This window comes from Kaistia algarum, from assembly GCF_026343945.1.
Lineage (GTDB): Bacteria > Pseudomonadota > Alphaproteobacteria > Rhizobiales > Kaistiaceae > Kaistia > Kaistia algarum.
The window spans coordinates 2,693,267-2,706,859 of sequence record NZ_JAPKNJ010000001.1 but is presented as its reverse complement, the minus strand read 5'-3'; the positions used below and the strand labels follow the sequence as shown (position 1 = coordinate 2,706,859).

Here is a 13,593-nt window from a genome sequence, read left to right as displayed (position 1 = left end):
ATCGTAAGGCAGGCTTGTCATGCCCGCGGATGCGCCTTTTCGTAGACGGCGAGCAACCGCTCCGTATCGACGGCGGTATAGACCTGAGTCGTCGACAGGCTGGCATGGCCGAGCAACTCCTGGATGGCGCGCAGATCGCCGCCATTGCCGAGCAGATGCGTCGCGAAGGAATGGCGCAGCGCATGCGGCGTCGCGCTGTCGGGGAGGCCTAGCGCGCCGCGCATCCGAGCCATCGCCAGCTGGATCAGCCGCGGCTTCAGCGGCCCGCCGCGAACCCCGAGAAAGAGCGGCCCGTCGGGCTTCGGTACAAATGGCGCTAGGCGGAGATAGTCCGCGACCGCAGCGCCGACGACAGGCAGCACGGGAACAAGCCGCGTCTTGCCACCCTTGCCGGTAACGCGCAGCACGCCACCCTCCGCCGGCGGAGCCTCCGCTCCGCGCAGCGACAGTGCCTCGGAAATGCGCAGGCCCGACCCGTAGAGCAACGCCAGCACGGCGGCGTTGCGGGCCGCGACCCAAGGCTCCTCGTCGAGCTGCTCATCCCTATCGACGACGCGCAGCGCGTCCGACGCGGACAGCGGCCGCGGCAGCGTCTTCGGCTGGCGCGGCGAGCGCATGGCGCGGAAGGCCGCGCCATTGACGAGCCCGTCGCGCTCCAGAAAGGCGATGAACGAACGGATACCGGCAAGGCCCCGCGCGAGCGTGCGCGGACCGGCGCCATCCTTGCGACGAAAAGCCATGAAGGCACGGATATCGGCCATGCGCAGGCCAGCGAGGTCGGGGACCGTAGGCGGATTGCCGATATGCATCGTCAGGAAGGAGAGGAACTGCTCGACGTCGCGCGAATACGCTTCCAGCGTCTTAGCCGAAAGCCGCCGTTCGCCGCGCAGGTGCTCACCCCACACGTCAAGCTGGTCGAGCGTATCACGGGCGGCAAAGACGAGTGGGGCAACGGTCATGCCGACCAGTAAGAACCGGCAGGGTTAGGGGAGGCTTAACGAGATCGGCTCGGCAAAGTGCTCCACCGTGGGAAACGGCTCATAGAAGGGATGGAGCAGCGCCTTCCAGCGCGAATAGCGGTCGGAGCCACGAAAGCCGGGATCATGATCCTCGACGGAGCGCCATTGGACGAGCAGCAGATAGAGCCCGGCGCTCTCGATCGAGGGCCGTACCTCGATGCCGAGAAAGCCCGGACTGGCGGCGATCAGCGGTGCGGCCTCGCACAGGGCCGCCTCGAATGCAGCGACCTCGCGCGCTTTCACGTTCAGCAGCGCATGTTCCAAGACCATCTGAGTTTCCCCACTGCGGCGACTAAAACAGCGACCCCAGCGAATTGCCCCATTGCAGCGCGGCGGCCGGCCAGAGGCTCCGGGTGAAGTGGCGCAACAGGCCGGCGATGCAGCCGAAGATCAGGACGCCGAACAGCACCATGGGATCGATTGGAACTTGAACGGCGCTGGTGAAGAAAGCCGGCAGGCGAAAGAGAACGCCGAGCAAAGCCGCTGCGGGAATGGCGATCGCCGGGCCATAGGCCTCGTCCAGCCGCTCCTGCACGATGCCGCGAAACAGCACCTCGTTGAGGAAGACGCCAAGGATGAGCCACAGATAGATCTCGGGCGGCAATTGCCCGAGGATCGTGCCTGGCGTGCGCACGAGGCTGACGCGGATAAGGTTCCACGCCACGACGACGACGAAAGCCGCCACCGCCGTAACCATGGCGCGGCGAGAGATCGGAACGAGACCCAGCCATCGCGCCGGCTTGGCGATGCGCTGCCATTGCAGCCAGCCGAGGATCGCAGCGCTCCAGAGCACGATCGGCAGCAATTGCGGCAGGAATTCCAGCGGCCAGTCGATATTCCGCATCACATAGACGCAGAACGTCCAGGCGACGAGCAACGCCGCCAGAAAGAGCATCAGCGGCGACACGACAAGCCGCCTTTGCTCGGGAGAGATGAGCCGGTTCGAATCGGACATGCACCACGCTAGCGCCGAACGCACCAGCCGCCAATTCCACACGCGGCATCGCTCGGCCCGGCTGTAGCCAAAGCGCGGCGGTGAAGGCATAGTCCCGCCATGTCCGACACTCCCGCCTCGCGCCCCGTCCAGAAGGGCGACCACGTCTTCCTGATCGACGGGTCGTCCTATATTTTCCGCGCCTATCACGCGCTGCCCCCGCTGTCGCGCAAGTCCGACGGCTTGCCCGTGGGCGCCGTCGCCGGCTTCTGCAACATGCTGTGGAAGCTGCTGAAGGAGGCGAACGAGGTCGGCGTCAAGCCGACGCATCTCGCCGTCATCCTCGACCATTCGGCCTCGACGTTCCGCAATGTGATCTACGACCAGTACAAGGCGCAGCGGCCGGAGCCGCCCGAGGATCTGCGCCCGCAGTTCAAGCTGATCCGTAGCGCCGTCCACGCCTTCAATGTCGCCTGCGTCGAGCAGGAGGGCTTCGAGGCGGATGATCTCATCGCCACCTATTCTCGCCAGGCGGTCGAGATCGGGGCCGATGTCACCATCGTCGCCTCCGACAAGGATCTGATGCAATTGATCCAGCCTGGCGTCGTCATGCTCGACACGATGAAGGGCAAGGTCATAGGCCGTGACGAGGTCATCGAGAAATTCGGCGTCCCGCCGGAGAAGGTGGTCGACGTGCAGTCGCTCGCCGGCGACAGCGTCGACAATGTTCCCGGCGTTCCCGGCATCGGCATAAAGACGGCGGCGCAGTTGATCGCTGAATATGGCGATCTGGAATCGCTTTTGGCCCGCGCCGGCGAGATCAAGCAGCCGAAGCGCCGCGAGGCGCTGATCAGCTTCGCCGAGCAGGCGCGCATCTCGATGCGCCTCGTGACGCTCGACCAGAACGTGCCGCTGAACGTCCCGATCGATCATCTCTCCGTCAGGCTTCCGGACGGCGCGCGGCTCGTCCGCTTCCTGAAGGCGATGGAATTCACGACGCTGACCGGCCGCGTGGCCAGCGCAACCGGCGTCGAATCCTCGGCAATCGACCCTGATCCCGAACTCGCCTCCGCGCGGGCCCTTGGGACATCCGCTCCAGCCGTGTCGGAGAACGAGCCGCCCGTGGCCGCCAGCCCGGATGGATCCGTGGCGCCCGCCAAGCCCACCGAAGGCGACCTCCATCCAGCGGCGCTGGTAGAGGCGCGCCTGAAGGCGGCCAGGGCGCCGGTCGATCGTTCCACCTATGAGACGGTGACAACGACCGAGCGGCTGATGGAGTGGGCCTACCGGGCGACGCAGTCAGGAATCGTGGCGGTCGATACCGAGACGACCTCGCTCGATCCGATGCAGGCCGATCTCGTCGGCGTTTCCCTGGCGATCTCGCCCGGCGAGGCTTGCTATATCCCCCTCGCTCATCGCGGCGACGGCGACGGGCTCTTCACCGAGGGCCTGCTGCCGGGCCAGATCCCGATCCGCGACGCGCTTTCCGTGCTGAAGCCGATGCTGGAGGATCGCAGCGTCCTCAAGGTGGCGCAGAACCTTAAATATGACTGGCTGATGCTGGCCCGCTACGGCATCGAAATCGCGCCCTTCGACGATACGATGCTGATCTCCTACGTGCTGGATGCCGGCCGCGGCACGCATGGCATGGACCCGCTTTCCGAGAAATGGCTCGGCCATACGCCGATCAGCTTCGACGACGTCACGGGTAAGGGCAAGGCGCGCATCACCTTCGACCGCGTGCCGCTCGACCGCGCCACCGCCTATGCCGCCGAGGACGCCGACGTCACGCTTCGCCTCTGGCTGACGTTGAAGCCCCGCCTCGCCGCCGAGGGCATGCTGACCGTCTATGAAACGCTGGAGCGGCCGATGGTGCCGGTCCTCGCCACCATGGAGCGCGCCGGGATCGCCATCGACCGCTCGATCCTGTCGCGCCTCTCGGGCGAGTTCGCGCAATCGGCCGGGGCGCTGGAAGCGGAGATCCAGGAACTGGCCGGCCAGCCTTTCAATGTCGGCTCGCCCAAGCAGCTCGGCGATATTCTCTTCGGCGTCATGGGCCTTCCCGGCGCCACCAAGACGGCGACGGGCGCCTGGGCGACGGGCGCCTCGATCCTCGAAGATCTTGCCGAGCAGGGCTACGAGATGCCGCAGAAGATCCTCGACTGGCGCCAGCTCTCCAAGCTGCGCTCGACCTACACCGAATCCCTGCCGACCTATCAGCACCCCGAGACGCGCCGGGTCCATACCTCCTATGCGCTGGCCGCGACCACCACCGGCCGGCTCTCCTCTTCCGAGCCGAACCTGCAGAACATTCCGGTTCGCACCGAAGCCGGACGCAAGATTCGCCGTGCCTTCGTGGCCGAACCCGGCAAGAAACTGGTTTCAGCCGATTATTCACAGATCGAGCTGCGGCTTCTCGCCGAGATCGCCGACATACCGGCGCTGCGGAAGGCCTTCCGAGACGGGCTCGACATCCATGCACTGACCGCCTCGGAAATGTTCGGCGTGCCGGTCGAGGGCATGCCGCCGGAAATCCGTCGTCGCGCCAAGGCGATCAATTTCGGCATCATCTACGGCATTTCCGCCTTCGGTCTCGCCAATCAGCTTGGCATTGGCCGCGAAGAAGCCGGCGCCTATATCAAGCGCTATTTCGAGCGCTTCCCCGGCATCCGCGACTATATGGAAGAGACCAAGCGCATCTGCCGCGAGCATGGCTATGTCACCACGCTGTTCGGCCGGCGTTGCCATTATCCCGACATTGCCGCGAAGAATCCCTCCATCCGCGCCTTCAACGAGCGCGCGGCGATCAATGCGCGCCTTCAGGGCAGCGCCGCCGACATCATCCGCCGCGCGATGATCCGCGTCGCGCCGGCCCTGGACGCATCGGGGTTGCACGCCCGCATGCTGCTGCAGGTGCATGACGAACTGATCTTTGAGGTTCCGGAGGATGAGGTGGCGGCCACCGTGCCGCTCGTCGCGGGTATCATGGAGCGCGCGCCCGAACCCGCCGTGAAATTGAATGTTCCGCTGCAGGTCGACGCGCGCGCCGCCGACAATTGGGATGAGGCCCACTAAGCGGCGGGCGGCGAGGGCTTTCTCAGGACAGTCGTGTCGCGCAACGTCCGCTCCTTCAGCGAATCGTAGATCGGCGGGTTGCCGAGCCAGGTCGGCACCAGCATCGCCATGAAGCAGCCGGCGAGCACCGGCAGCAGCATGCCGGTATCGCCGGTCATTTCGATGACGAGTGCGATCCCTGTGAGCGGCGCCCGGACGACGCCGGCGAAGAAAGCGGCCATGCCGACCAGCGCGAAGCCGCGCGGATCCATCGGAAGGCCCGGTATCAACGCCATCGCGGCAAGTCCAAAGGCAAGACCGAGCTGCGAGCCGAGCGTCAGCATCGGCGCGAACAGCCCGCCCGGTGTCCCCGCCGCATAGGACGCCGCGCCCAGCAGGAAGCGGACGAGGAAGAGCAGCGGCAGCACGGCGAGGCTCGCCTGGCCCAGCAGCGCGGTCTGAGTCAGCGAATCGCCGCCGCCGACGATGGCCGGCGCGAAGAAGGCGAGCAGGCCGACCACGGCACCAACGCCGGCGGCCCGCCATTCGGCCGCGACAAAGGAGAAACGATCCGCTATCGCGAGGGCGCCGAGGATGGAGCGATTGTAAGCGATCGCGACGAACCCGGAAACGCCACCCAGCGCGGCGTAGAGCAGAAGAGACCAGTCCGCTGATGACGTCAGAGGCGGAATAGGAAAATCGAGCCCCCCGCCCAGCAGGGCGCGCGAGACGGCAATGGCGGTCGCCGACGCCCCCAGCGCCGCGATCGCGATCCGCGTTTCGAACCGGCGCACCAGTTCTTCGAGGACGAAGATCGCACCGGCGATCGGTGCATTGAAGGCGGTAGCCAGGCCCGCTCCCGCACCGGCCGCCAGCAGCATGCGGCAATCCACAGCGCTGAGCCGGAACAGGCGACCAAGCTGATGCGCCGCCGTCGCCCCCATCTGGACGCTGGGTCCTTCCCGGCCGAGCGCCAGTCCCGAGCCGATGGCGAGCACGCCGCCGATGAACTTGACCGGGATGAGGCGCAACGGTGCCGGCGCCACCTCGCCGTCCAGGACCGCCTCGACATGGGGAATGCCGCTGCCGGAAGCCTCGCGCGAGAATCGGCGCACCAGCCAGGCGGCGAGAGCCGCGGCGCAGGCGCAGACGATCACAACCAGTATCAGGCCGGGCACGCCAAGCGGCTGCACCGCCGATACCGCGGCCAGGCGCCAGCGATCCGCGGCGTCCAACGTCCAGCGAAAGCACGCCCCGATGGCTCCGACTACCGCTCCGGCGAGCGGCGCCGCGATCAAAAGCGGCACGACGCCACTGCGACCGTCATCGCGCCCCGAACCTTGCCCGCCCGGTGATGTCATGAATTCTTCCCAAATGTCGCCGATCATTCGAGGGGATCGGGATTGCGCAGAACCTAGTTGTTGAAAGTAGCGGAAATCGACTTATCTCCGCCATGAGCGGTGCTTCCGCAATCCGGAGTTGTCGGCACACAAAGTCTTGGACCGCGACAGCCGTTGTGCGCTAGGTTGTGATGACAAGTTGAATCGGCAGAATCGAGAGTATGCGTATTTCGACGTACCACAGCGGTTACGAGATCCATTACGACGAGACAACCGATCTTTGGCGCGCCAGCCAGCTATCGCTGGAAGCTGCGACCCTTTCGGCGTTGCGCAGCATAATTGACCAGGCAGAGCTTGAAGCCCGGCAGATGAACGTCACGGCGTTTCTGCTCGATCATTCCGGCTTCTCGATCGTTCCCGTCACGGTGGTCCTCGCCGATCGGGACGGCAAGAGCGCATGGGTGATCAACCGGGTCGAAGACCCCAAGAACGTCAAACGCGAGAAGGTCAGCCTGCACCGGCTGGTGGCCGACACCCCAGAGAATCGCCAGCTATTGCTGGCATGGCGAGATGCGTCGCGCGCCGTCTATGAAGAAGGCCAGCGCGTCTCGCGAATGCGCGACGATATCCCTCGAATGGATGATACTGCGCCCACGCCACCCTTGGAGTGACCGGGCAGAGCGGCGACGCACGTCCACTCAGCCTGCCTCAGCGAATTGTTGCCGCAGCTGCGCCAGATAGGCCGCGCGCTTCGACCTTACGGCATCGCTGACGGGGAGCATCCGGTCATAGATCTGATAGAGCCGCTCGATCTCGCGAAGCTGGGTCTCGCCTCGAGTCCTCGCCGTGACACCCTGGGCCCGGCGATGGATGTTGAGCGGCCGGCTATCATAGCCGACCTGGCCACCCATGCTGCAGACGCGCAGATAGAGCAGCCAGTCGCCGGCCACAGTAAAGTCGGTCACGTCTGGCTCCTCAACGGCCAGCGCCCTTTCCAGGCTAGACATGCGCCAGACCGCGCTGGAAGCATTGAGGATGAGGTTTCGCTCCGACATGAAGCGCTCGGCGAATTCGGTTCCGTCGACGGCGAAGGAGTGTGCCAGCGACTCGCGCTCGACCGTGGAGTAGTAATATTGGTAGCTCGAACTGAGCCGCTTGCCATCGGCGTCGATCGAGCTTGAATCGGTAAAAGCCAGATCGACCTGCGAACCTTCGAATTTCCGCGCCAAAGTGGCAACGAACTGAGGCTCTGAAGCATCGTCCGCCTCGGCGATCCAGACCAAGTCCCCGCTCGCCAGCTCAACGCCCTTGCGCCATTGGCGGAAGACATTTCCCGAGTTTTTCTCATTGGCGACGACGCGAACACCACGTCCGGCCGCAGCAGTAACCTGCTCGACTTCTTCGATGCTGCCATCGGTGGACGCATCGTCGAGAACGATAACCTCATAGAGGGGATAGGTCTGGGCGAAGATCGAACTCAGACGCTGGTCCAGGTAACGCCGATAATTATAGTTCGGCACCACGACAGAGACGCGGAGCAACTCCGGGTCCAGCCTCTGAAGTAGCCAGAAAACATAATCGCGGAAAGAGAAATTTCGGGCGATCTTGCTCTTGCGGCGTTCCGCTGCGAACTGACGTTCCTCGGCCGGCCGAGCCAACTCCGTTCGAATGGCGTCGGCCATGGCCTCGCCATTTGCCAGAGGCACGAGGGCGCCTGCATCGGGGCTATCGAACAGATCGACGAAACCGCCGGCCCCCGCAAAGGCGACGACCGGTAGGCCGCTCGCCATCGCTTCCAGGACGACGGAGGGAAACGGATCCTCGCGCGATGTCAGGACAAAGACGTCGGCGGCAGCCAGAAGACGGCCGACATCGCTGCGGTGCCCTAGCCAGTGCAGATTGGGTAGGTCTACGAGCGGGCCAAGCGCCTCAACGGTCGGCTGTTCGGTCAGCCCGGCCCAGACGAAGTGCACTTCCGGGGCGTCGGCGGCGAAGCGGCGGGCGACATCCGCAAAGATGTCGATTCCTTTACGCTTGTCGCCGTAACCGACATTGATAACAATCTTTGTGTCCAGCCCAATCCCAAGCTCCCGGCGAACGTCGCCGCGATCCAGGGGCGAGGATTCGAGCCTCTTGTAGAGACCCTGGGGCCGAACGGCGGATTCGAACTCAGCCTCGCCGACGATGGACCGGAAGCCGTCCAGGACTAACGAAGATGGAAAAACGATCTCGTTGGCGCTCTTTGCGACGGCGCGGGCGACGCTATCGAGCTTGTATGCGCGAATGAGCTCGGGCAATTCATGGACAAGGGTGATGACCTTGAAGAAGTGGTTGCGAAGCGGCTCGACCACCCAACCCGAAGCGAGGCTGTTAACGATCGCCTCGTTGTAGCCCCGCTCGGAAAGCTCGGCGAACACCTTCGAAATCGAGGTCCGCTTGACGATGCGCGTCGGCGCCAGGGCCTCGTATCGTTCCAGCATCGGACCGTCGCCGCAAAGCAGAAACTCGATCTCGCATCCGAACTCAAGCTTGAGCATTTCGCCAATGTTGAGCAACAGCTCCTGTGCGCCGTGCGGGTTGGCATCGTGCCCCACGAGCAGCACTTTCCGCTTGAGATGAGGCGGGCGCAGTCCGACCACCGCGCGGGCCGTCTCATTGAGATAGGCACCACCGAAATGCAGGTCAGGCTCCAAATAGGTGCCTTCCGCCCATTCGTTCCAGGCGTTGATGAAGACCATGCTCTCGCCGAATACGCGGTAGCGGCTGGCGTAGTGAATCATCTTGTCCAGCCAGAAGCGATAGAGCGACGGCGTCGATCCCGTGGTGCTCATGCCATGCCCCTGCCGGCGCGCATCATTGTCCCAAGATGGGAAAATGGTGCGAATCAAGGGATAGGGCGAACGCTTGAAACTGAGCGATGCGGCGACGAAATCGCGATAGCGGAAAATCTGTCCCGTCATCGACGTGTCGTAGATCGTCATCTCGGAATTAACAGCAACAGTGCGGTGCTGCAGCTTGTGTGGCGGGAACTCGATAGCCCCGTCGAACCCGTACTCGTTAGGATCATCGCTGCCGAAGGCCTGCACCATAAAGATCAGCGGCGAAAGGCCGTAGCGTGCCTCGAAGATCTCCCTCCACGAGGCGACCATTTCCCGGGCCTTCGGAATGACATTCGGGCGATAGATGATGACCAGCGGCCTGCCATTGATGCGGATATAGCGCGGATCGAGCATATGGCGGGCGAGATCGTCGACGAGGGCATCAATGTTCTCCTCGTCGTAGGACTGTTTCATCAGCACTTCCGCCTCGGCGCCATCCCATCGCCGCGTCCAGTTCTCGTTCGCCCACATCAGGCAGAAGGGCATGTCCAGGCTCGGATCGGCAAGAAAGCGCTCCAATGGCCGCTCCAGCAGGCGGGCGCCATCGAAATTGTAGTAATAGAAGCAGAAGCCGTGCAGCCCTCCCCGCTTCGCCATCTCGATCTGACGACGCATAGTGTAGTCGTCACGCAAATCATAGAAGCCAAGGTCGCGAGGAATCCTTGGCTGATAATGCCCGTGGAAGCGGGGCACCGCGCGGGCGACGTTGGTCCACTCCGTGAAGCCAGGTCCCCACCAGCGATCATTCTCCGGAAAGGAGTGAAATTGCGGCAGGTAGAAGGCGATTATCTTCGCTAGCCGGCGCCGGTTGCCAACAATATCACCCTGCAACTCTTCGAAATCAGCCGACGGCGAAGCGTACCGGCGGACCTCGTCAGCTATGCTGCGCGCCGTCGCTTCCACGGGCGTGTCGTCCGGAGGGGACCAGCCCAAGAGCCCCGGTTTGATTGACCCCATATCATCGCTGAGCGACGGGTCCTGCCTCAACTGATAGAGGTCTTTTCGCCAGCCGAGAGAGCGGCGAAAGCGCGCGCTCATTCGCCGCGACACCCATCGCTGGCGAACGGCGAAGCGAAGAACCTCGATGTCAAGTTTCAGTTCGATAAGCGCTAATCCGGGCCAGCGCTCGAAGTTCCACAGCTGACGCAACGAATATCCCCAACCTCAGGCCGACAGGCGGCAGTCTTTTGAACGGACGACGCGATCTATATTCGAATGTGCGAACATGACTACGTCAACCCTGCATTGCATGACGGGCTATCGGAATAGCGATTCCGCCAAGCCGTACGAGCCGCCGCCCGGATCGCCGCAACCCGAGCCTCGATACTCGCATCAGCCTCGCTTGACGAGTGAGTTTGGCCAATGTAGCCCAGAATCACCAACGCTGCGCACGAAGTGGCAGCGTTGGGTGCCTGTCGCGAAGGGGGCCGTTCCGCTTTAGGGAGCGGGCGCCGCTACGAGAGTAACGGTGGTCACGCCAGCCGCGACATTGAATCCGGCTTCGCCCTCCACCGACAGCGGCTGCAACGCGATCGACTTGCTGGAACCGCCAACCAGGACATTGGCGCCAAGGCCGCCGACGAACGCTACATCCGCCCCGGCACCGGCATAGTCGCCCGCGAGTGAACCAGGTCCCGGCACCGTGTCGGTAGCCGAGACCACGCCCCAGAGCAGTACACCCTTCTGGATCTCACCGAGGGCAACGCCATATTCGTTGATCTTGCCAGTATAATAGTCCACGGCGTTGCTGTTCACAGGGGTGAACTTGCACTTCATCGTCTGCTTTTCGACGACGAACAGGCCAATGCCCGACGATACGTCGCATTCAAGCTTGCCGACGGCAGCCTTCTCGGCGAAAGCCGGCGAGGCAAGCGGTAGCGCCATCGCCAGAGCGAACAGTCCGTAGCCCAAGATCTTCATGAAAACCTCCAGTTTCCCGCGAATCGAGATCAGTGCGCGGCTGTCTTCTATCACAGCGTCGTTACCAAACGATCCCGACATGCGACGCGGATCAACGATGCCCGAGGAACCATACACGTTGCATGATGGCAAATAGAAACGCCGTGGTCATCCCGAACAACATGATGCCGTTCAAGGCCTCGATGGCGCCGAGCAACTGCCAGTGGCCAAGCAGGTATAGATTGTCATGTCCAAAGCTCGTCAACGCGTTCAACGAATATAGCATCGCTGAAGGAACGGAAGGGAGCGCGCCGAGCACAAGATAAGCGAGGCCCCAGAATGTTGCCTCGGCGGCATGCAAGAAGGTGGCAAGGAACGCTACCGAGCCCATCACGAGCACGAACCGAAGGAGGGAGGGCCGCCCCAACGCCGTCGAATCCAGGACCATCGTCACGCCCCGGTCGATGAGACCGAGGCAGAGTACATGGAAAACAACCGTGGCCACCACCAACGGCACGCCCCAGAGCCAGCTATTTTCCCAGGACGCTTCCAGCGTCGCAACCGCCGACTCAAGCAAGATGGGATTCGAGGAACCAGAGCGACTTGTCGAGGAAGCGAGAATAGGCGGTGAAGATATCGGCCGTATCGGTGTCGCCCGCCTCGTCGGCAGCGTCGATGGCCGAGCGAACCAGGTTCGCCGTATCGGCGTAGCGGTCGGTCAAGGCCTTGAGATGATCGACGATCGAGCTGATGTCGGTCGGATAGGGCTTCAGCGTCGTGGCTCCCGCAACGATTTGCGTCGTTCCGAGGGCGATGCCGCCAAGCTGGGCAGCGCGCTCGGCGATCGTGTCGGCATGATTGTCGATCTCGCTGCGGAAGCCGTCGAGCATCTCGTGCACAGCGATGAACTGAATACCCTTCAGGTTCCAATGCGCCTGCTTGGTGATGAGCGCCAGATCGATCGCGTCGGCCAGGCGGGCGTTGAGCAGCTCGATCATGGCGGACTTGACGTTGGAGGCGAGCGCGATGCGCGAGGACAACTTGGCCACGGTATCTTCTCCTGTTCAGATGCGGATGAATCAGCCCGCGCGGCCCCGTGAGAGCGAAGCGGCGAAGCAACTCGGCCTCTCCATATCACCCGCAGGCATAGCGGAAAACAACGCCGTCGATCTGACTGGGTTCCGCACGCGCAAAATGCCGCGCCCGGCTGGGTATTTCCAAAGAAAGTGGACGGGGCGCGCGTGACGCGGCAGAGTCTGGTGCCCGGCAGATCGCCGCTTTAGATGGAGTTCGCGTTGACCAAGGTCTCTACCCCGCCCGATCCATGGCAGCGCACGGTGACGGAGAACGGCTTCGCCGCCGACGAGGTCATCTCCGCGCTACAAAAATCGCTCCGGCGCGGATTGGTCGACAACGCGCTGCTGCTGGCCTGGGAAATGTTCATCACCAGCCCCGAACTGGAAGAGAAACTCTGGGCGCGGCTTTGCGTCATTTCGGTCGAGGACGTCGGCTTCGGCAATCCGCAGGCGCCGGTCCTCGTCGAGACGCTCTACCAGATGCACCAGCGCTACCCCCGCCCACAGGGCGACCGCTTTCTCTTCGCGGCCCATGCCGTCCGACTGATTGCCACCAGCCCGAAGGAGAGGACCAGCGATGACATGGTCAACTGGGCGATGCGCGGCACGCAACTGGGCGAACTGATGCCCGAGATCATCGACGTCGCGCTCGACATGCACACCCGTCGCGGCCAGGAGATGGGCCGCGACTATGCCTTCTTCATGAACGAGGCCTCGAAGGTCGTGCCGGCCAGCAACGCCGCCGATCCGAAATATCGCGAGTGGATCCTGACGGCACTGAACGATGGCCGCCTGACCTGAAGGCTGCAGAACCCGCACGAGGAAGTGATGCGCCCGACATCGACAGTGCGGAGGCCCGCGGCTAGAAGCGGGCACCTTTCCCCCGGAGCCTCCACCGTGGCATCCACTCGTCGCCTCCTGCCTGCCTCCGCCGCCTTCCTCCTCGGCCTCGCCGCCATCCTTGGCGCCTGGGGGTTTCAGCTCATCGGCGGCTATGTGCCGTGCAAGCTCTGCCTCGAGCAGCGGTTGCCCTACTATGCCGGCCTTCCCGTGCTACTGGCCGGCATCGCCCTGATCGCCACTGGCCGTTCCGTTCCCCTGTCGCGCGTCGCGCTCATCCTCGCCGCGGCGATCTTCCTCGTCGGCGCGGGGCTCGGCGTCTATCATTCCGGCGTGGAGTGGGGCTTCTGGCTCGGGCCGTCCGATTGCGGCGGCGGTGTCACGACCACCGGCAATGCCGGCGATTTGCTGAGCCAGATCGGGCATACCAAGGTCGTTAGCTGCACCGAGGCAGCCTGGCGCCTCCTAGGCCTTTCCTTTGCCGGCTGGAACGTCGTGGTTTCGCTGATCGTCGCTGGCCTGTCGCTGGCAGGGGCCCTCCGCCGCTGACGC

The 13,593-nt window shown here is 63.8% G+C and carries 12 protein-coding genes; 4 read left to right on the top strand and 8 right to left on the bottom strand.

Going from position 1 to position 13,593, the window contains the following annotated elements:
* Positions 1–17: 17 nt before the first annotated feature.
* From OSH05_RS12975 to OSH05_RS12965, 3 genes are read right to left on the bottom strand one after another with little or no spacing between them, the layout of a single operon-like run.
* The gene (locus OSH05_RS12975; protein ID WP_104219758.1) at positions 18–959 is read right to left on the bottom strand and encodes a tyrosine recombinase XerC; all 942 of its coding nucleotides are present in this window, start codon (positions 957–959) and stop codon (positions 18–20) included.
* Positions 960–983: 24 nt separating this feature from the next.
* Positions 984–1,289, bottom strand: coding sequence for an antibiotic biosynthesis monooxygenase family protein (locus OSH05_RS12970; protein ID WP_104219757.1), 306 nt, complete (start codon positions 1,287–1,289; stop codon positions 984–986).
* A 22-nt stretch (positions 1,290–1,311) separates the two neighbouring features.
* Positions 1,312–1,974: a CPBP family glutamic-type intramembrane protease gene (locus OSH05_RS12965; RefSeq protein WP_165801618.1), complete on the bottom strand. Its 663-nt coding sequence runs from the start codon at positions 1,972–1,974 to the stop codon at positions 1,312–1,314.
* Positions 1,975–2,073: 99 nt separating this feature from the next.
* Here OSH05_RS12965 and polA point away from each other — a divergent pair, with 99 nt between their 5' ends.
* A complete protein-coding gene (gene polA, locus OSH05_RS12960; protein ID WP_104219756.1) occupies positions 2,074–5,028 on the top strand; it encodes a DNA polymerase I in 2,955 nt (984 codons plus the stop codon).
* On the opposite strand, the gene clcA is transcribed toward polA, so the two are convergent.
* Positions 5,025–6,368 carry a H(+)/Cl(-) exchange transporter ClcA gene (gene clcA / locus OSH05_RS12955; RefSeq protein ID WP_104219838.1) on the bottom strand — a complete coding sequence of 448 codons (1,344 nt, stop codon included), beginning with the start codon at positions 6,366–6,368 and terminating at the stop codon, positions 5,025–5,027. The genes polA and clcA overlap by 4 nt on opposite strands.
* A 200-nt stretch (positions 6,369–6,568) precedes the next feature.
* Between clcA and OSH05_RS12950 the strand changes: the two genes are divergently transcribed.
* Positions 6,569–7,018 (top strand): hypothetical protein, encoded by a 450-nt coding sequence (locus OSH05_RS12950; protein WP_104219755.1) that lies wholly within the window; start codon positions 6,569–6,571, stop codon positions 7,016–7,018.
* A 27-nt stretch (positions 7,019–7,045) separates the two neighbouring features.
* Here the strand turns inward: OSH05_RS12950 and OSH05_RS12945 are convergent, their stop codons facing one another.
* The 4 genes from OSH05_RS12945 to dps form a co-directional block, all read right to left on the bottom strand.
* Complete coding sequence (locus OSH05_RS12945; protein ID WP_104219754.1) at positions 7,046–10,375, bottom strand: glycoside hydrolase family 99-like domain-containing protein; 3,330 nt, start codon at positions 10,373–10,375, stop codon at positions 7,046–7,048.
* Between the two features lie 288 nt (positions 10,376–10,663).
* Positions 10,664–11,146: a DUF992 domain-containing protein gene (locus OSH05_RS12940; protein WP_104219753.1), complete on the bottom strand. Its 483-nt coding sequence runs from the start codon at positions 11,144–11,146 to the stop codon at positions 10,664–10,666.
* 91 nt (positions 11,147–11,237) lie between these two features.
* Positions 11,238–11,702, bottom strand: coding sequence for a hypothetical protein (locus tag OSH05_RS12935; RefSeq protein ID WP_207778767.1), 465 nt, complete (start codon positions 11,700–11,702; stop codon positions 11,238–11,240).
* Positions 11,695–12,123, bottom strand: a complete 429-nt coding sequence (gene dps / locus OSH05_RS12930) for a DNA starvation/stationary phase protection protein Dps (RefSeq protein WP_266352397.1) — start codon at positions 12,121–12,123, stop codon at positions 11,695–11,697. Before dps ends, OSH05_RS12935 begins: the two co-directional genes overlap by 8 nt.
* Before the next feature lie 297 nt (positions 12,124–12,420).
* Between dps and OSH05_RS12925 the strand changes: the two genes are divergently transcribed.
* Complete coding sequence (locus OSH05_RS12925; RefSeq protein WP_266352306.1) at positions 12,421–13,002, top strand: AAA family ATPase; 582 nt, start codon at positions 12,421–12,423, stop codon at positions 13,000–13,002.
* 96 nt (positions 13,003–13,098) lie between these two features.
* Positions 13,099–13,590: a disulfide bond formation protein B gene (locus OSH05_RS12920; protein ID WP_266352305.1), complete on the top strand. Its 492-nt coding sequence runs from the start codon at positions 13,099–13,101 to the stop codon at positions 13,588–13,590.
* The last annotated feature ends 3 nt before the right edge of the window (positions 13,591–13,593 follow it).